Source organism: Aliiroseovarius marinus (assembly GCF_004360145.1).
Taxonomy (GTDB): domain Bacteria; phylum Pseudomonadota; class Alphaproteobacteria; order Rhodobacterales; family Rhodobacteraceae; genus Aliiroseovarius; species Aliiroseovarius marinus.
In genome coordinates this window covers 74,472-92,406 of sequence record NZ_ML178715.1, presented here as the reverse complement: position 1 = coordinate 92,406, position 17,935 = coordinate 74,472, and the positions used below count along the sequence as shown (strand labels likewise).

Genomic DNA, 17,935 nt, shown 5'->3' with positions numbered 1-17,935 from the left:
GAAAACCTACGCGTGAGTGCCTTTGGGTTTAACCCAGATCAATAGGACAAGTCCCAGAACAAAGAGCCCGATAAGCGGGGAGACGCCGAGCTGCTGGCTGCCCGTCGCCGCCGTGATGATGCCGATCAGGAAGGGCGCAAGAAAGCTGGTGGCCTTGCCAGCAAGGGCATAGAGGCCAAACGCTTCGGTCATCCGTTCCGGGTTGGCTTGGCGGACCATCATGGTACGGCTGGCCGATTGCAGCGCGCCACCCGCGGCCCCGATCAGCGCGCCCAGGATGTAGAAGCCGATATCCGGCAGCTTGCTGTCAGGCTCGACCGGCATGCCAAACACGCTCTCGCGTGAGATGAAGACGATACAGATGGCCACGAAGGTCAGCACCAGAATGCAGGTGGTGATGACGGGCTTCGGGCCAAAGCGCCTGTCTGCGCGCCCGCCGATCCATGCGAAAATCGCGCCAGTGATGATCGCCAGAATGCCGAAGATGCCCACGTCGACCACGGACCAGTTCAACACGCCCGCCGCATAGATGCCACCAAAAGTGTACATCCCGTTCAGCGCATCGCGATAGAACATCGAGCTGCTGAGATAGGCAAACAGGCTGGGCGAGTGGGGCAGGGATTTCAGCGTTTTCCAAAGGCTCGCCAGCGCGTGACGCACCAACAGGGGATCGCTGCTGACCGGTTTCGGATCACGTACCCATAGGAAAAACGGGATCATGAACAGCGCATACCAGACCGCAGTCAGCGGGCCGACGAAGCGCGTGCCCTCTTTCGCGGCGGGGTCCAGCCCGAACGGGGGTGTCATGCCGATCAGGGTCTTGCCGTTTGGTTGCTCGACGAATAGCGCCAGCATGATGATCAGGGTCAGAAGGCCACCGATATAGCCAAACGCCCAGCCATTACCTGAAATGCTGCCGATTTCCTCGCGCGAGCCGAGGTCGGGCAGCATGGCGTTGGTGAAGATCGTTGCGAACTCCATCCCGATCAGGCCGATGCCGAAGAGGATCAGAATAAGCGTCATGTTGAAATTATCGGGGGCTGCATACCACAGCCCGAAGCTGCCGATCACGTACATGATCGAGAACAGCCAGATCCATCGCAGACGATTGCCCGAGTTATCGGCGAAGGCGCCCAGAATGGGGGCGAGGATCGCGATGATCAGGCCACAGGTGCCAACGGCAAATCCCCAACTGGCCTGCGCCTGTGCGCCATCGCCAACAACGGTCTTGAAATACGGAGCAAATACGAAGGTCAGGATCAACGTGTTATATGGTTGGCTGGCCCAATCGAAAAAGAACCATCCCCAGATGCGCTTGCGTGCCGAGATCTCTGCCATGTTTGCCCCTGAAGATGCCTGTGTGCTTTTTGTTGATCAAACAGGGAAACAGGCGCGCGGGCAAGGGGATTACATTTCGGGGGGCCAAGGTCTCGTTGCGTCAGCCGCGATCCAGGCTTGTACCCATTCAGGCAGCGCGGGCGCGGGTCCCGCATGGCCAATGGCCGTTCGCACCCTGTCCGTAGATACAATCCCGCTGCGATCCGTCACCGCCGAGCGATAGATGATCTGGTTCGCACAGTCTTCGCCCAGCCACATGCTTTGTTCCACATAAAAGAATTTGTCGTCCCACCCGACCAAGCGGCTGCGCATCTCGAACCGCGCGAAGGTGCGGATGCGTTTGCGATAGCGCACGCTGGCCCCTGCCATGGTCAGTCCCCAGCGGTTCTTGATCAGGGTGCGACTTAGCCCGGTGCGACCCGCCAGCGGAATGCGGCCCAGATCATACATGGTCAGGGTGCGGCCATTGTTCAGCTCGCGCCATAGGTCGATATCCCACGGCCAGCAGCGGTGGTGGCTGATATGGACGCCATCGACGGGCAGCGGCTCGGCCTTGGCGAATTTGACCATCTCTTTGATCATGCGGACGAAGGGGTACATGGCGGCTCCTATGAATGTGGTTGCCCTGCCGCGCCTTTCCCCAAACGTCAATGCCAACCGCGCGTCACCCTTGCTCTTGCGGGTCAGGCGACCTAGATGGGTGTGACCAACTTGCAAGGAGCCGACATGATCAGCATTCTTAAAATCCTTCTGATGCTTACCGAAATTGCTTGGTTCATCCTGATCGTGCACATCGTCATGTCTTGGCTGATCAATTTCCAGGTGCTGAACCTGCGCCAGCCGATCGTCGCGCAGATCTGGTTCGGCCTGAATAAACTGCTCGAGCCGATCTATTCCCGAATCCGTGGCTTCCTGCCCAACTTGGGTAATCTGGATCTGGCGCCGCTGGTCGCCCTGATTGCGCTGATGGCCATTCGGATCGTGCTGAACGACGCTTTGTACTCGGCCGCCTACTAACCCCTTGCTGCCCACGCGCGGGCATGGGATTGTGCTGGCAAAACACCGAGCAGCACACACATGCCCCGCGACCTTGATCTTCTGAAATCCGTTTTCGGCTTCGATGACTTTCGGCCCGGTCAGGCCGAGATCGTGCAGGCCGTGTGTGATGGTCAGAACACCTTGGCGATCATGCCAACGGGTGGTGGAAAATCCCTGTGCTTTCAATTGCCTGCGCTGGTGCGCGACGGGGTGACGGTGGTGATTTCGCCGCTGATTGCCCTGATGCGCGACCAAGTCCGTGGGCTGCAGGCGGCGGGCGTGTCGGCGGGGGCGCTGACCTCGGGCAACACGCAGGAAGAAACCGATGCGGTGTTTGACGCGTTGGAGCGCGGCGAGCTGAAGCTGCTGTATATGGCGCCCGAGCGTTTGGCCTCGGGCGGGACGCTGAACCTTTTGCGTCGGATCGGCACCAGCCTGATCGCCGTGGACGAGGCGCATTGCGTCAGCCAGTGGGGCCACGATTTCCGCCCCGACTATCTGAGGATCGGCGAGCTGCGCCGCATGTTGGACGTACCTCTCGCCGCCTTTACCGCGACCGCCGATGAAGAAACCCGGGCCGAGATTGTCGAGAAGCTGTTTGACGGTGTCGCCCCCGCTGCGTTCTTGCGGGGCTTTGACCGACCCAACATCCATCTGGCCTTTGCCGCCAAGAATTCGCCCCGCCAACAAATTCTGTCCTTTGCCGCTGCCCGCAAGGGCCAGTCGGGCATCGTCTATTCTGGAACGCGCGCCCGGACTGAAACCTTGGCCAACGCTCTGCGCGATGCGGGCCACGCGGCCGTGCATTATCATGGCGGCATGGAGCCCGATGACCGCCGCGAGGTCGAACGCCGTTTCCAACAGGAAGACGGGCTGATCGTGGTCGCCACAGTCGCCTTCGGCATGGGCGTCGACAAGCCAGACATCCGCTGGGTCGCCCATTCCGATCTGCCGAAATCCATTGAAGCCTACTACCAAGAAATCGGCCGCGCGGGCCGCGATGGCGCGCCAGCCGAAACTTTGACCCTGTTCGGTGCCGACGACATCCGCTTTCGCCGCACCCAGATCGACGAAGGGCTTGCCCCGCCGGAACGCCGCGCTGCTGATCACGGGCGTCTGAATGCGCTTCTGGGTCTGGCCGAGGCACATGGTTGCCGCCGCCAGCAGCTTCTGGCCTATTTCGGGGAAGAGGCTGAACCTTGTGGGAATTGCGACCTCTGCTCCAACCCTCCAGATCTGTTCGACGGAACGGTCGACGTGATGAAGGCGCTGTCGGCCATTCTGCGCACGGACGAAAGCTTTGGCGCAGGGCATCTGATCGACATTCTGCGCGGAACGATGACGGATCGTGTGCAGGAACGTGGCCATGACAGCCTGCCGACCTTCGGGGTGGGGCAGGACCATACAAAGCCGATGTGGCAGGCGATCTTCCGGCAGATGCTGGGGCTGGATCTGGTGCGACCCGATCCGGAACGCCACGGCGCGCTGCGCATCACGCAAAAGGCGCATCCGGTCCTGCGGGGCGAGGCGCAGGTCACGCTTCGGCGCGACACGTTGAAAGCTGCGCGCAGGCCTGCCGCCAAGATGCTGGTGTCTGAGGAAGACGCGCCGCTGCTCTCGGCGCTCAAAGCCAAACGCCGCGCGCTGGCCGAGGCCGCCCGCGTCCCCGCCTATGTGGTCTTCACCGACAAAACCCTGATCGAAATGGCCGAAACCCGACCCGCCACGTTGGACGACATGGCGCGGATTGGCGGCGTTGGCGCGAAGAAGTTGGAAAGCTATGGGGCCGACTTCCTTCAAGTCATCGCAGGCGAGGTCGAGCACATGCACCCCGCCCGCCGCAAACTGGCCGGCCGCGCGGCGGGCAGTCTGTTTGACCGGTTGCAGGACGCCGCGACGGAACTGCTGCGTGGCGAAGATGGCACCGGGAAATACTTGACCATTGCGCCCGGCACCCTACGTAAAATTGCTGAACGCAAACCGATGAGCATCGGAGATCTGGGCCGTATGCCGGGGATGAATGACGCCAAGGCCGAACGGTTCGGCCCCGCGTTTTTGGAAATTCTAAGCGAAGAGGACTGACATGCTGGTTGTGGTTTCCCCTGCCAAACGATTGGACGAAAAACCGGCCCTGAACGGGGCGGGCACGCGGCCTCGGTTCTTGGATCAGGCCGAAATTCTGGCGGAAACCGCGCGGGGTGTCGGGGCGGAGGGGCTGCAAAAGCTCATGCATATCTCGCCCAAGCTTGGTGCGCTGAATGCCGAGCGCTTCGACGCGTTTGGCAGTGGCGAAGGTGAAAAGCCTGCGATCGAGATGTTCGCGGGCGATACCTATGCGGGCCTTGATGCGCCCAGTCTGGATGAAGACGCGTTACGCTATGCCGATGACCATCTGTGTCTGCTGTCGGGCCTTTACGGCCTGTTGCGCCCACGCGACCAGATCGCGCCGCACCGGCTTGAGATGGGCACGCGGATGCAGAACCCGCGCGGCAAGAACCTCTATGAATTCTGGGGGCCGCGCATTGCGGATGCTTTGAACTCAGCGGGTGACGAGACCCAAAGCGAGGTTTTGGTGAATTGTGCCTCGGTCGAGTATTTCTCGGCTGTGCAGAAGGACCGGTTGGCGCTGCGCGTGATCACGCCCCAATTCATGGAGATGAAGAACGGCGCGCCGAAAGTGGTCAGCTTCTATGCCAAGAAGGCGCGTGGATCGATGGCGCGCTATGTGGTGCAAAATCGCCTGCGCGATCCTGCGGCCCTGACCGAGTTCGATCTGGGCGGTTACCAATACCAGCCCGAGATGAGCACCCCGGACCAGCCGGTGTTCCTGCGCGACGAGGGGTGATCAGACGTCGTCCATCGGCGCCGTCGCGTCACCGGGGCAACTGCCCATGATCTCGTCAAAAATGACCGATTTGCGCAGCGGTTTGGTTAGGTAGTTGTCCAATCCGAATGCCATGACCTCTTCCGCATCGCCTGTCATCGCATGCGCGGTCAGGGCGACGATGCGGGTGCGGGGCATGTTCTGATCTTGCTCGATCAAGCGAATGCGACGGGTGGCTTCTTTGCCGTCGACCTCGGGCATCGAAATGTCCATGAAGATCAGGTCAGGCTTGAAATCCAAGAATGCCTCGACCGCTTCCAGCCCATTATTGGCAAAGCGCAGGTCGATGTTCAGGGATTTGACCAGCTTCGAGAACACCAGCTGGTTGGTCTTATTATCCTCGGCGGCCAGCACACGCATGGCGCGGGTATGATCGACGGGTGTGACGGTATCTTCGGGTTGGGTGTCGACCTGTGGCGGTTCCTCGGGCAGCACCTTGGGCGCTGAACTGATCTGGCTGAGCGTGTCGAACAGCACCTCACGCAAGACAGGGGTGTGCAGGATATAGGACGTGACGGCAGTGCAGCTGCAATCTGGTTCGCGTTTCTGCGGAGGGGTTAGAAGGATCAGAGTGCTGTCAGGGTAAGCGGATTTCAGAGCCGATAACGGATTGGCAACTGATGACGCGGTCGCACAAAGCGCCTCGTCCACGAAAACCAGCCGTGCGCCATGGCACATATCCATTAAATTGGCGGTCGCTGAGGTCAGCGTGACCTCAAACCCCAGCGCCTTAAGGCGTTTTTCTAAGATAGTCTTGTTCAGCCCGTCAGTCAGGGCCAGCACGGCTTTGCCCGGTGCATCCGGCAGGTTGGGTTCGACCACATGTTCGAGCGCGGGTAGCGAGATGTTGAACCCAAAGCACGAGCCCTCGCCCTCTTCGCTTTCCAGCCAGATCTCACCGTCCATCAGCTTGACGAGGCGCTTGACGATGGCAAGGCCCAGTCCGGTGCCCTCATAGCGGCGGTTGCGTTCGTCCTCGACCTGATTGAACTCGCCAAAGATGTGGGCTTGCTTGTCCTTTGGAATACCGATGCCACTGTCTTCGACCGAGAGATGCACGCGGTAATCCTTGTCATCGTCAGCAGGCAGACCGATTGCGCGGACCAACACATGCCCTTCCGACGTGAACTTGACCGCGTTGCCGATCAGGTTGGTCAAAATCTGCCGCAAGCGTACTGCGTCACCCATGAATTTCGTGGGCATGAACAGGTCGAAATCAATCGACAGCTGGATGCCTTTTTCCTGCACGGTGGGCTGTAGCAGGGTCACCACGTCCAGGATGGTTTTCTCAAGATCGAAGGGCTCAGGGTGGAGCGCCAACTTCGCGGCTTCGATCTTCGAGTAGTCCAGCACGTCGTTGATGATGGTCAAAAGCGCCTCGCCGGATTTGCGGATCGTATCCACATACAGGCGCTGTTCGTCGTCCAGCTCGCCTTCCGCCATCAGCTCGGCCATCGAAACAACGCCGTTCATTGGCGTGCGAATTTCGTGGCTCATATTGGCAAGGAAGGCGGACTTGGCTCGGTTTGCGGCCTCGGCACGGTGGCGGGCCTCTTTCAACTTGGTTTGATAGGTGATGGTTTCGGTGATGTTCAGCCCAAGGCACACCATATCCCCATCGCGCGAGCGTCGGTCGATCAGCCGGATATGGGTGCCGTCCCACAGGCGCAAATTCAGCGGATCGCGTTTGGGGGCATGCCAGCGCGCCAGCATCATATCGCGCCACACCAGCGGGCGCAGGTCGCCAATATCCACGATGCCTTCTTCTGTGGCGATGCTCAGGATATCGACATAGCGGATGCCCGGCGCCACACAGGTTAGACCATCGAAGGGCTTCAGATAAGCGCTGTTGGCGGCAATCATGCGGTCGGTCTGATCGAAGACGGCGAACCCATCTTCGATGGTCTCCAGCGAATCCCACAGCCGCCGTTTGGCAATCACCACTTCCTTGTTGGCACGCTCTAGGTCTGCGCGGACCTGGGTGTTCTCCCCTTTGATTTCCTCGACGACTTCGCGGGTCTCGGTAATCTCGTCCGACAGTGATAATGCGTGCAAAGACAGTATTCGGTTGGCATCCGATAGCTCGGCCTGTTTCTGGGCCAACAGCCGTTCAGCGGCCATTCTGGCCCGCCGTTCCTGTGCAAGAATATCTTCGATTTTCATCCCCGGTTCTCCGGTCTTCCGAAACTGTCCAAGGCAGCATCGTCGATCACGGTGAACAGGAACTTAACAAGACCCGGAAAATTTGAGGCGCACGGATCCGGCAACGAAAAACCCCGGCGCGGGGCCGGGGTTTGGGATCTTATTCGTCGTCTTCGTCGGTCGAGTCCGGAAGGTTGAAGAAGCTGTCTGCATCGGGCAGTTCTTCCTCTTTCTCTTCCGGTGCATCGGACAACGAGAAGGTTTCCAGCCCTTCGATGGCGCTGGGCATCTTGGGCTCGGTATCCATTGCCAGGCTCTGCTCGGTCGAAACCAGCTTGCGGCGCTCGTCATCCGACATGACGCCACCCTCTTTAGCCTGCTTGGCAGCGGCTTTCTGAACGGCCTGGTCCAGCTCGCTCTGACGGCACAGACCCAGAGCAACCGGGTCGATGGGCTCCATGTTCTGGATGTTCCAGTGGGTGCGCTCGCGGATTGCCTGAATGGTCGGCTTGGTGGTGCCGACCAGCTTCGCGATCTGGGCGTCGGCCAGTTCCGGGTGGAACTTCACCAGCCACAGGATCGAGTTCGGACGGTCCTGACGCTTGGACAGCGGCGTATAGCGCGGGCCACGGCGTTTTTCTTCACCGGCGGCTGCGGCATAGAACTTCTGCTTCAGCTTGTGCAGCGGGTTCGCTTCGGCCTTGTCGATCTCTTCTTGATCCAACTGGTTGTTGGCTACCGGATCGAAACCTTTAACACCGGTGGCGACGTCGCCATCCGCAATGCCCTGCACTTCCAGCTCGTGCAGGCCACAGAAATCCGCGATCTGCTTGAAGCTGATCGTCGTGTTGTCCACCAGCCAAACAGCGGTGGCTTTTGCCATGATCAGTTTGCTCATCTGAACACTCCTTACAATATCGGCCCGGATACAACTTTCCCGCGCCCTGGCTGGGCTGTCTGGCGTCTTCTGACCTTCCAGACGGGTTTCCGTTGTCGGGGAACTTGGGGTCTATATAAGGAAGGAAGGTGAAAGAGGGAAGGGCAAATGCGTCAACTGGTCTTGAGCGGCTTGATCTGGCTGAGTGCAGCATGGGCCTGCGTGGCCGAGGGCGAACGCGCCGGGGATTTCGATTACTACGTCCTGTCACTCAGCTGGTCTCCCAACTGGTGTGCCACGACCGGCGATCAGCGCGGGTCCGAGCAATGCGATCCGTCACGCGATCTGGGCTGGGTCGTGCATGGGCTGTGGCCGCAATACGAAAACGGCTGGCCGAGCTATTGCAAAACCGCCGTGCGTGCGCCGTCCCGATCCATGACCGCAGCACAGGCCGATCTGTTCGGTACGGGTGGGGCCGCATGGTATCAGTGGAAGAAACACGGGTCCTGCGCGGGCATTGAAGCCGAAGTGTACTATGACCTCGTGCGAAAGGCATTTGGCGCCGTGAACCGCCCCGAAGTGTTCCGCAAACTAACCAATTCCGTGCGCCTGCCTGCGTCCGTGGTGGAAGAGGCATTCCTTCAGGCCAATCCCGACTGGCACGCGGACATGCTGACCATCACCTGCAAAGCCGACCGCATCCAAGAGGCGCGCCTGTGCCTGACCAAAGACCTCGAACCCAGAACATGCGCCCGCGACGTGGTGCGCGATTGCACGGCGCAGCGGGCGTTGCTGGATCCGATCAAGTAGTTACGACCTCAAAAGGTGAACCACGCGCGCCTTAAAGCTCGTTTTCCGCATCTCGTAGCCGAGGTTTTCGAAATCTGCCCGGTACTTCTGGTTCGTCGTGATCGTGCCGTGCGCCGTCCAGTTGATCTCGACCTGCTGGGGTTTTGAGCCACGATGGTGCGGGATCTCGTGGGGCAGGGGTAGGCGGGTTTTCTCGGCCACGTCCTTGATGATCTCGCCAATGCCATCCTCGAACCGATAGATCGTGCAGGCCTCGGTCAGGAAGTCCCATTGTGGGATCAGGTGGCCGTCCAGAAAGAACGGATCCGTCTTGGCCTTGTTCAGTACGCGATCCAGCCATGACTGGAAACGGCCTTTCGACGCGATCACATCGGCCGAGCGTTCCGTGCGCATTTTGAATTCGGATTCGATCCGCTTGTACGGGTCACGCACGATGGCAAAGACAAAGTCGAAATAATCCGCGCCGAACATGGCTTCGATATCCGTCATCCGCAGGTGCTGCGGGGTCAGGCGCAGCCCGTTGGTCGGGATCGGGTTATGCAGCCGAAGCGGCGCAATCGAGGCGAGCCAGTCTTCGACTGAAGACCCGCCCGTCTTGGGGATGTGGACGAACAGGATCCGTTTTCCGCCATGTTCGATATAGGGCACTAGCGGATCTCCAACACGATCTTGCCGATATGCTGGCTGGTTTCCATCCGGGCATGGGCTTTGTTGGCGTCTTCCAGCGCGAAGACCTGATCCATGACCGGCGCGATGCGGCCTGCATCCAGAAGGGGCCAGACCTTCTCGGCCAGTTCCTCGGCGATGCGGGCCTTGGCCAGATCCGATTGCGGGCGCAGGGTCGATCCGGTGACGGTCAGGCGTTTGGCCATGATCATCGCGAAGTTGATCTCGGCCTTGGGGCCGGACAGAAAGGCGATGTGGACCATGCGGCCTTCTACGGCCAGACATTTGATGTTGCGGGCGATATAGCCCCCACCCACCATGTCGAGGATCAGGTTGGCACCGCCCTCGGGCTTCAGTACCTCGACGAAATCTTCGTCTTTATAGTTGATCGCCCGTTCGGCCCCCAGATCGGTGCACACGGCGCATTTCTCGTCCGAGCCAGCGGTGGTGAAGACGCGGGCACCAAAGGCGTTGGCCAGTTGAATGGCCGTGGTGCCGATGCCCGAGCTGCCACCGTGGACCAAGAACCGCTCGCCTGCTTGCAGCCCACCGCGCATGAAGACGTTGGACCAGACGGTGAAGAAGGTTTCGGGCAGGCAGGCGGCTTCTTTCATCCCCATGCCGTCGGGGATGCGCAGGGCGTGGGCCGCCGGAGTTGTCGCGTATTCTGCATAGCCACCACCGGGCAGAAGGGCACAGACCTTGTCGCCCACGGCCCACTGGGTCACCCCGTCGCCCAGCGCCACAACCTCGCCCGAGGCCTCAAGGCCGGGCAGGGGGCTTGCGGTGGGGGGCGGGGCATAGCTGCCCGCACGTTGCAACGCATCGGGGCGGTTTACCCCGGCATAGGCGACCTTGATCAGGATCTCGCCCGGGCGCGGGGTCGGGATGGGTTCTTCGCACAGTTGCAGGACGTCTGGACCACCGGGCTCGGTGATCTGAATTGCGCGCATGGTGTTGGTCATTATTCGTCCTCGTCTGGGTGCCAGCGGCCGGGGTAGTTCGGATTCGGAGTGCCGGGGGCCTTGATCGTATCCAAGATCTTGCCCGGCCCCGACATGAACGCCTTATACAGCGCCGATCCGCGGGCCTGTCCTTTGAATTTCTCGATCTGCATCACGTCGTCGATGCGACGGTCCAAGAAGGCCCATGTGTCCTGATCTCCCTCGCTTTCATCGCCCAGCCAGAACAGCACGACGGATGAATAGACCGCCGACAGCGTCGCCCGCTTGGTGTACCAGTTCAGATCGGTCGAGCTGTCGCCCAATGTCTCCCAGATCAATCCGCAAGTCTGCCACAACGCAGCCGCCCCATCGCTGGCATTTTGCGGCATCGCGAAGAAGGCCATGCCCTTGCGGACCAGTTCCTTATCCGCGACTTCCAACCGAAAGCGCACCCCCGCAGCGATCTTGTCGCGAAAGCGCATCTCGGACAGGTCCGCGGCGGTCAACCGGTCGACCATCTTGGCGTCGCCTGCGCGGTGATAGGCCAGCGCCAGATCCACCGCCCCACGCGGATACATCGCGCGCGCGTCAGATTCGGTCAGGTCGCAATCTTCGGCAGCAGCGATAAGGGTTGCCTCCGACCACCCGTCAAATGGGACGTGGTTCAGGGCCGCCTCAAGCAATTTGTCTTTTTCAATCATAGTTATTTCCTCGCATCTGAGGGCGAACTGGACAAGAGGCTTCGTCGCTGCTATGAGCCAGCTTCCTGCAACTTTTTGCAAACTCTAACTTAGAAAGGTGGTGACAACCACATGCAGGTATCGGTTCGCGATAACAACGTCGACCAGGCGCTTCGTGCGTTGAAGAAAAAACTTCAGCGTGAAGGTGTTTTCCGTGAAATGAAGCTTAAGCAGCATTTCGAGAAACCCTCCGAGAAGAAAGCCCGTGAGAAAGCGGAAGCGATTCGTCGTCAGCGTAAGCTGGCTCGGAAGAAAGCGCAGCGTGAAGGTCTGCTTTAAGACCTGAAGGCATTCCGGGACATGGCAACATGCCCCACAGCGACCCCCGCAGCAGCCGCTTCGGGGGTTTGTTGTTTTTGGGGCCTACCGCTTCTGCCACGCCTTCAGGATATAGCGGCTGGTCATCAGGTCCAGATGTGCGCCGCCGCCGTTTTTGTAGAGCGTGATGTCGTCGGGTTGGCGGGTGAAGACGCCATCCTTGTGGTCGTATAGATCCCCCACAACGTCGTCGCGGCTGATCACGCCGCGGGCCAGCGGGTCTTTGAATTCGCCGATGTGATCCAGCACCGTGTCGCGGCTGTCCATGAACAGGCGGGCGCGGGTCAGGGCGGTGTCGTCGGCCTCGCGCATGTCAGGGCGATAGGCGCCGATCAGGTCCAGATGCTGGCCGGGGCGCAGCCAGTCGCCCTTGATCAGGGGATCTGTCGTCATGGTGGCCGAGGTGATGATGTCCGCTTGGGCAAAGCCTTCTTCCAGCGAGTCGACGGCCTCGGTCTTGTCGAAATCGTCCGCAAACTTGGCCGCACCTTCCGGGCTGCGGTTCCAGATCAGGAAACGGGCCTCGGGGAACATCGCCTCATAGGCCGCGCGCAGATTGCGCCCGACCGTGCCCGCGCCGACGATCAAAACGACCTTGCTGTCAGGCCGCGCCAGAAGCCGCGCGCCAAGGGCGCTGTCGCCAGCCGTCTTCCACTTGGTGACAAGGTGGAAATCCACGATGGCCTCAAGCAGCCCGGTGGTATCATCATAGAGGTTCACCGCCCCATGGATCATCGGCTCGCCGCGTCCGGGATTGCCCGGCATGATGTTGGCGGTCTTCACCGCGATCCCCAGCCCATCGATCCAAGCCGAGCGGGTCAACATGGTGTCTTCGCCACGATAGAGGAACGTGTCCCCGATCTCGGCCTTGGGTTTGGTGTGGTCCGCAAGGAAAGCGTCGGCCAGACCCTGCCAGCTGAGAAGGGCATCGGCGTCAAACGGGATCAGTTCGGGGGTCACAGGTCGCTCTCCTTTATCAAGTCGCGGGCGATCAGAGTGTCGGCCCACGCGCGGGGCGTGGTGAAATGGTGGGTCTGCCAACCGCGCTGGGCGGCGGCGTCGATGTTTTCTTCGCGGTCATCGGTGAACAGAAGGCCGTTTGGTGCGTGGCCGCAATCGTCTTCCAGCATCTGATAGATCCGCGCGCTGGGCTTGGTCACGCCCATATGGCCCGAGATATAGCGGCGGTCGAAGTCAGACAGGAAGTCATAGGCGGCTTCTCCGACCTCGAACGTGCCGATGCCGAAATTCGACAAGGCAAAGACCGGCACGCCACGGGCTTTCAACGCACGCAATGTGGCCACCGACAGGTCAATCGCGGGGCTGGCCATGTCGAGCCAGCGATCATGCCACCAGCGGATTTCTTCCGCGTAGGTCGGGTGTTTGTCTGCCGTATCATAGATCACCTGCCGAAAATCCGCGCCCCGATCGACCAGTTCATTCATGAAATGCAAATCGACGGCGGCGAACATTTCTTCCCGGCGGGGCTGACCGACCCATTGGTCATAGAGCTCTTCCGGTTGCCAGCGGATCAGGACGTTGCCGATGTCAAAGACCACGGCGGTGACGCGGGTATTCTGTGTCATGCCGCGACCTTAGTTCGTTTATCCGGAAACGGAAGCCGAAACCTGCGGGTGCGTGCTATCTGTCCGCGGGGCTCGAGGGGCCTGCCTGCAGGCGCGCGGCGCGGGCGTGGTGGTCGACAAGGCTGACAATGTCCGCTGGGTCCGAATCTGTTGGCACGCAGGCATGGGCATTGGACGCCAACGCAAAGATCGAGCCATCGGAAAAGAAGCTGGTACCGGTCACAAAGATGATCCGCGCGGATGGCAGGCGATAGGAAATATAATCCGCCAGCGCAATCGGCCGCCCACCGTCAATATCAGCGTCTAGGATGACCACGTCGAAGGCGCGTTCGGTCACCGCCGTGTGCGCCTCGATTTTCGACGCGGCATGCGTCACGTTCATCCCCTGACGCGTCAGATGCGCCGACCACATCCGGGCCAGATCGGGGTTTTCCTCGATAATAAGTACTTGCATAATAATCTCCGCGGGCGCGGTATGACACGTTCCGAAGCATCTGCCAATCTTACCGTTGCTGCCGTTGTGTCGCCCAACCCGGCCACTTCGCCGCAATTTGCGTTGTCTTTCGCCGCATTTTCCGTTTGAACCATCCCCAACAGTGAAGGAGCGCGCGCCATGACAACTTGGATCACCATCTGTGACACCTGCAAACACGCCGATTGGGCTGAACGCGGGATGGAGCAGACCGACGGCGAAGCTTTGGCCGCCCTGATCGAGGCGCAGGCTGATGGGACCGAGGTCCGCACCCGCCGCGTGTCCTGCATGATGGGCTGTGACAACAGCTGCAACGTGACCGTTCAGGCGCATGGCAAGCTGTGCTACACGCTGGGCCGCTTCGAGGTGTCTAAGGACGCCGCCCAAGGCATCGTCGACTACGCTGTGGCCCACGCGGGCAGTGAGACCGGACAGGTCCCTTATCGCGATTGGCCGCAGGCCGTGAAAGGCCATTTCGTCACGCGCCACGCGCCCTTGCCGGAGGACACATGACCCAAGCCAAAGAACGCGATCACGGGGGCGGGCTGGACGCGGCCATCGCACGGTTCGGCGGCACGCGCACGGGCTGGCTGGATCTGTCCACGGGCATCAACCCGCTGCCCTATCCCGTGGGCGTGTTCTCGGCCGATGCGTGGACCGCGCTGCCAGACAAAGGCGCGTTTGCGCGGCTTGAGGTTGCGGCGCGCAGGTTCTGGACTGTCCCTGACGATGCAGCGGTTCTGGCCGCACCCGGCGCGTCTGCTCTGATCGCCCGCATTCCCTCGCTTCTGCCTGCCGGACAGGTGCAGATTGAAGGACCGACCTATAACGAACACGCCGCTGGCTTTCAGGCACAGGGGTGGGAGGTCGTCGACCACGCTGCCCCCACCCGCGTGGTGGTGCACCCCAACAACCCCGACGGTCGCGTTTGGCCGGATCTGGATCTGGACCGCACGCTGACGGTGATCGACGAAAGCTTCTGTGACGTGATGCCCGATCAAAGCCTGATCGACGCCGCGACCACACCCGGCGTGCTGATCCTGAAAAGCTTCGGCAAGTTCTGGGGGCTGGCCGGGCTGCGTCTGGGTTTTGTGATCGGAGACCCCGCGTTGATCGCCAAGCTGCGCGACACCATCGGGCCGTGGCAGGTCTCGGGCCCCGCACTGGAACTGGGCGCGCAGGCGCTTGAGGATGTCGCATGGGCTGACGCGACGCGCGTGCGGTTGGCGGACGACACCGCGCGTCTGGATGCCCTGATGACCGCCAAGGGCGCCAAGGCGTTGGGCGGCACGACGCTGTTCCGTCTGTACGATGTGGACGACGCGCAGGCGTGGCAGGACCGCTTGGCCGAACGCCACGTCTGGTCGCGCATCTTCCCCTATTCGACCCGCTGGCTGCGCCTTGGGCTGCCGCACCCGGATCGCTGGGCACAGTTGGAGACTGCCCTATGATCTACGCAGCACCTCTGGTTCTGGCTTTAATCTTGGACGGCTTCCTGGGCGAGCCCGATTGGGCGTGGAAACGGGTGCCGCATCCGGCGGTTCTGATGGGCCGCGCGATTGGGTGGCTAGAGCGCAATCTAAACGAAGGCGACAACCGCTTCTTCAACGGTGCGCTGGGCGTTTTCGTTCTGGCCGCCGTGGCCGGGATACTTGGCCAAGTGATCCAGTACCTTCCCTTCGGCGGGTTGCTGGAAATCATCGTAGCCGCAATCCTTCTGGCGCAGAAATCCTTGGCGCAACATGTGCAGGCCGTGGCCGACGCCCTGCGCCAAACGACCGAAGAGGGCCGTCAGGCCGTCGCCATGATCGTCGGGCGCGACACCAAGGACATGACGGATGACGCCATCGCCCGCGGCGCGATTGAAAGCGCGGCCGAAAACTTCTCCGACGGGGTTGTCGCGCCTGCCTTCTGGTTCCTGATCGCAGGTCTGCCGGGGCTGATGGTCTATAAGCTGGTCAACACCGCCGACAGCATGATCGGTTATCGCAACGAACGCTATGAACAGTTCGGAAAATTCGCCGCGCGACTGGATGATGTGCTGAACTGGATACCCGCCCGCCTGACTGCGCTGATCCTGATCCTTGCCAGCCGCCAATGGTCCGCGTGGTCGGTGATCCGTCGCGACGCGCCCCTGCATCGCTCGCCCAACGCAGGCTGGCCCGAGGCCGCAATGGCCCGCACCCTGAACGTCGCCCTGTCCGGTCCCCGCGCCTATCATGGCGAAATGCGGGACTTCCCGTGGGTGAACGGCGAAGGCGCGCGCGACATTGGCGCGAAAGAGGTCGATCAGGCCGTCGATGCGCTCTGGTCGGCATGGTTGGTCCTGCTGGGCGTCGTGTTCCTAGTTGCGGTTGTCACGTGATGCGAATCCGGTAATCTGCCTGCCGAGCAGAACAAGGTATTCACATGCAAAAAATAATTTCCGCAGCGGTTTTGGCTATGACACTAGCCCTTCCCGCACAGGCGCAAAATGTGGCCTGTGGCGGCAGCTTCAAGGGCTTCGTGGGCGCCATGAAGAACGCGGCCATCGCCAAGGGGCACTCCAAAGCCAGCGTGAACAAGTTTTTCGCGTCGGTCCGGCAAGATCCGGCTACGCTGAAAGCCGATCGTGCGCAGGGGATCTTCCAACGGCCCTTCGTCGATTTCTCGCGCCGTTTGATTAGCCAGAACCGGATCGACCGGGGCCGCGCCATGCTGACCAAGCACGCCGCCACCTTTGACCGAATGGAGGCCGAATATGGCGTCAGCCGCGGTGTCCTGACCGCGTTCTGGGCGTTTGAAACCGACTATGGCGCCTTCCAAGGGGACTTTAACACGCTGAACTCTCTGGTGACGCTGTCGCATGATTGCCGCCGCCCGGAACTGTTCCAGCCGCAAGTCTTTGCAGCACTGGAACTGTACGAGGCCGGTGCCTTCAATCCCGCGACCTCGACCGGCGCATGGGCGGGCGAGATCGGCATGGTGCAGATGCTGCCCGGTGACATCATCGAGGCGGGCGTGGACGGCAATGGCGACGGGAAGATCGACCTGCGCAAGACCCCTGCGGACGCGCTTCTGTCAGGGGCCAACATGCTGCGCGGGTTGGGCTGGCGCGCGGGCGAGCCGTGGCTGCAAGAGGTCACGGTGCCGTCAAACCTGAACTGGGCAGAGACCGGGCTGAACACCACGAAATCCGTGTCCGACTGGGCCGCACTGGGTGTGAAACCCCGCAGCGGGAAGCTGGGGAAGGGGACCCTGCCGGCCTCGATCATTCTGCCACAAGGACGCAAGGGGCCGGCCTTCATCGCCTACCCCAACTTCAACGTTTATTTCGAGTGGAACCAAAGCTTCGTCTACGTGACCACCGCCGCCTATTTCGCAACGCGGCTGGAAGGCGCGCCGGTCTTCGACGCAGGCAACCCCGACCCGGCCTTCACGGGTCAGCAGATGAAAGCGCTGCAAAAGAAACTGGCTGCGCGCGGGCATGATGTGGGCAAGATCGACGGCATTCTGGGCGCGAAAACCCGTGCCGCTATTCAGCAAGAGCAGATCCGTCTGGGCCTGCCCGCCGATGCGTGGCCGACCTCCAAGCTGTTGAATGCTCTTTAAGAAAAACGCCCCCAGCCATCAGGGTGGGGGCGGCATGTTTCAAGACAGTGCGTCTTCGAAGCTTTCGACGACCTCGGTCCAGATGTCGAAGATCTCGTCAAAGTCGGTCATGCTGACGCCGTCCTGACCGGTGTAAATGTCGTACTCCAGCATCTTACGGCCGTCTTCGGCCACATAGGCCCGGCCATAGCGTTGCTCGGCGTTCCAGTCGTTCAGACCGGCAAGCGAGATCTCGCTGTCCTTGGTGTAGGCAGCGAAGAACTGAAGCGAGTTGCAGTTGGTGTTGTTTCGACAGCCATAGAAGAACACGACCATGCTGGTGCCGTAATACTGCACCTCGACCGACGGGTCGCCGACGTTGTCTTCGACCAGCTTCGCAGGCGCGCCAAGGTCTTCGAAATAGGCCAGCACGCTTTCAGGTTCCGAGGCTTTGACCTGCTGGGCAGATGCGGTGTGTCCCGCCAACAGGGACAGTGCCATCGCGCCGGAAAAAAGAATGGATTTCATAAGCTTCTCCAAATCAGACTTT

The 17,935-nt window shown here is 61.0% G+C and carries 20 protein-coding genes; 9 read left to right on the top strand and 11 right to left on the bottom strand.

The window, feature by feature from the left end; translation table 11 throughout:
* Positions 1 to 6: 6 nt before the first annotated feature.
* A complete protein-coding gene (locus tag EOL43_RS06545) occupies positions 7 to 1,338 on the bottom strand; it encodes an MFS transporter (RefSeq protein WP_133486762.1) in 1,332 nt (443 codons plus the stop codon).
* Positions 1,339 to 1,407: 69 nt separating this feature from the next.
* Entirely contained in the window at positions 1,408 to 1,938 is a 531-nt protein-coding gene (locus EOL43_RS06540) for a thioesterase family protein (RefSeq protein ID WP_133486760.1), read from the bottom strand.
* Between the two features lie 126 nt (positions 1,939 to 2,064).
* Here EOL43_RS06540 and EOL43_RS06535 point away from each other — a divergent pair, with 126 nt between their 5' ends.
* Genes EOL43_RS06535 through yaaA form a run of 3 tightly spaced genes read left to right on the top strand, consistent with a single transcriptional unit; the run spans position 2,065 to position 5,221 of the window.
* Positions 2,065 to 2,355 (top strand): YggT family protein, encoded by a 291-nt coding sequence (locus tag EOL43_RS06535; protein WP_133486758.1) that lies wholly within the window; start codon positions 2,065 to 2,067, stop codon positions 2,353 to 2,355.
* 60 nt (positions 2,356 to 2,415) lie between these two features.
* Positions 2,416 to 4,458 (top strand): DNA helicase RecQ, encoded by a 2,043-nt coding sequence (recQ, locus tag EOL43_RS06530; RefSeq protein WP_133486756.1) that lies wholly within the window; start codon positions 2,416 to 2,418, stop codon positions 4,456 to 4,458.
* A 1-nt stretch (position 4,459) separates the two neighbouring features.
* A complete protein-coding gene (yaaA, locus tag EOL43_RS06525; RefSeq protein ID WP_133486754.1) occupies positions 4,460 to 5,221 on the top strand; it encodes a peroxide stress protein YaaA in 762 nt (253 codons plus the stop codon).
* Here yaaA and EOL43_RS06520 read toward each other — a convergent pair whose 3' ends face one another.
* Positions 5,222 to 7,423: an ATP-binding protein gene (locus EOL43_RS06520; RefSeq protein ID WP_133486752.1), complete on the bottom strand. Its 2,202-nt coding sequence runs from the start codon at positions 7,421 to 7,423 to the stop codon at positions 5,222 to 5,224.
* Positions 7,424 to 7,562: 139 nt separating this feature from the next.
* On the bottom strand, positions 7,563 to 8,300 hold the full coding sequence (locus EOL43_RS06515) for a DUF1013 domain-containing protein (protein WP_133486750.1): 738 nt from the start codon (positions 8,298 to 8,300) through the stop codon (positions 7,563 to 7,565).
* A gap of 147 nt (positions 8,301 to 8,447) precedes the next feature.
* Here EOL43_RS06515 and EOL43_RS06510 point away from each other — a divergent pair, with 147 nt between their 5' ends.
* Positions 8,448 to 9,089, top strand: coding sequence for a ribonuclease T2 family protein (locus EOL43_RS06510; RefSeq protein ID WP_133486748.1), 642 nt, complete (start codon positions 8,448 to 8,450; stop codon positions 9,087 to 9,089).
* On the opposite strand, the gene EOL43_RS06505 is transcribed toward EOL43_RS06510, so the two are convergent.
* The 3 genes from EOL43_RS06505 to EOL43_RS06495 are packed head-to-tail and all read right to left on the bottom strand — an operon-like array spanning position 9,090 to position 11,400.
* Positions 9,090 to 9,737, bottom strand: coding sequence for a sulfotransferase family 2 domain-containing protein (locus EOL43_RS06505; protein WP_133486746.1), 648 nt, complete (start codon positions 9,735 to 9,737; stop codon positions 9,090 to 9,092). It abuts the gene before it with no gap.
* Positions 9,737 to 10,720: an NAD(P)H-quinone oxidoreductase gene (locus EOL43_RS06500; protein ID WP_133486744.1), complete on the bottom strand. Its 984-nt coding sequence runs from the start codon at positions 10,718 to 10,720 to the stop codon at positions 9,737 to 9,739. Before EOL43_RS06500 ends, EOL43_RS06505 begins: the two co-directional genes overlap by 1 nt.
* Positions 10,720 to 11,400, bottom strand: a complete 681-nt coding sequence (locus EOL43_RS06495) for a COQ9 family protein (RefSeq protein ID WP_133486742.1) — start codon at positions 11,398 to 11,400, stop codon at positions 10,720 to 10,722. Before EOL43_RS06495 ends, EOL43_RS06500 begins: the two co-directional genes overlap by 1 nt.
* Positions 11,401 to 11,511: 111 nt before the next feature.
* On the opposite strand from EOL43_RS06495, the gene rpsU reads away from it, so the two are divergent.
* Complete coding sequence (rpsU, locus tag EOL43_RS06490; protein ID WP_007255353.1) at positions 11,512 to 11,718, top strand: 30S ribosomal protein S21; 207 nt, start codon at positions 11,512 to 11,514, stop codon at positions 11,716 to 11,718.
* Between the two features lie 84 nt (positions 11,719 to 11,802).
* On the opposite strand, the gene EOL43_RS06485 is transcribed toward rpsU, so the two are convergent.
* Genes EOL43_RS06485 through EOL43_RS06475 form a run of 3 tightly spaced genes read right to left on the bottom strand, consistent with a single transcriptional unit; the run spans position 11,803 to position 13,797 of the window.
* Positions 11,803 to 12,717: an ornithine cyclodeaminase family protein gene (locus EOL43_RS06485; protein ID WP_133486740.1), complete on the bottom strand. Its 915-nt coding sequence runs from the start codon at positions 12,715 to 12,717 to the stop codon at positions 11,803 to 11,805.
* Positions 12,714 to 13,343 carry an HAD family hydrolase gene (locus tag EOL43_RS06480; RefSeq protein WP_133486738.1) on the bottom strand — a complete coding sequence of 210 codons (630 nt, stop codon included), beginning with the start codon at positions 13,341 to 13,343 and terminating at the stop codon, positions 12,714 to 12,716. Before EOL43_RS06480 ends, EOL43_RS06485 begins: the two co-directional genes overlap by 4 nt.
* A 55-nt stretch (positions 13,344 to 13,398) precedes the next feature.
* The gene (locus EOL43_RS06475) at positions 13,399 to 13,797 is read right to left on the bottom strand and encodes a response regulator (RefSeq protein ID WP_133486736.1); all 399 of its coding nucleotides are present in this window, start codon (positions 13,795 to 13,797) and stop codon (positions 13,399 to 13,401) included.
* 159 nt (positions 13,798 to 13,956) lie between these two features.
* Between EOL43_RS06475 and EOL43_RS06470 the strand changes: the two genes are divergently transcribed.
* From EOL43_RS06470 to EOL43_RS06455, 4 genes are all read left to right on the top strand, one after another.
* Positions 13,957 to 14,328, top strand: coding sequence for a DUF1636 family protein (locus EOL43_RS06470; protein ID WP_133486734.1), 372 nt, complete (start codon positions 13,957 to 13,959; stop codon positions 14,326 to 14,328).
* Positions 14,325 to 15,266: a threonine-phosphate decarboxylase gene (locus tag EOL43_RS06465; protein ID WP_133486732.1), complete on the top strand. Its 942-nt coding sequence runs from the start codon at positions 14,325 to 14,327 to the stop codon at positions 15,264 to 15,266. The genes EOL43_RS06470 and EOL43_RS06465 overlap by 4 nt, the downstream gene beginning before the upstream one ends.
* Entirely contained in the window at positions 15,263 to 16,180 is a 918-nt protein-coding gene (gene cbiB / locus EOL43_RS06460) for an adenosylcobinamide-phosphate synthase CbiB (RefSeq protein WP_133486730.1), read from the top strand. Before EOL43_RS06465 ends, cbiB begins: the two co-directional genes overlap by 4 nt.
* A 77-nt stretch (positions 16,181 to 16,257) precedes the next feature.
* The gene (locus EOL43_RS06455) at positions 16,258 to 17,406 is read left to right on the top strand and encodes a lytic murein transglycosylase (RefSeq protein WP_240686482.1); all 1,149 of its coding nucleotides are present in this window, start codon (positions 16,258 to 16,260) and stop codon (positions 17,404 to 17,406) included.
* 39 nt (positions 17,407 to 17,445) lie between these two features.
* On the opposite strand, the gene EOL43_RS06450 is transcribed toward EOL43_RS06455, so the two are convergent.
* On the bottom strand, positions 17,446 to 17,913 hold the full coding sequence (locus EOL43_RS06450) for a YbjN domain-containing protein (protein WP_133486725.1): 468 nt from the start codon (positions 17,911 to 17,913) through the stop codon (positions 17,446 to 17,448).
* Between the last annotated feature and the right edge of the window lie 22 nt (positions 17,914 to 17,935).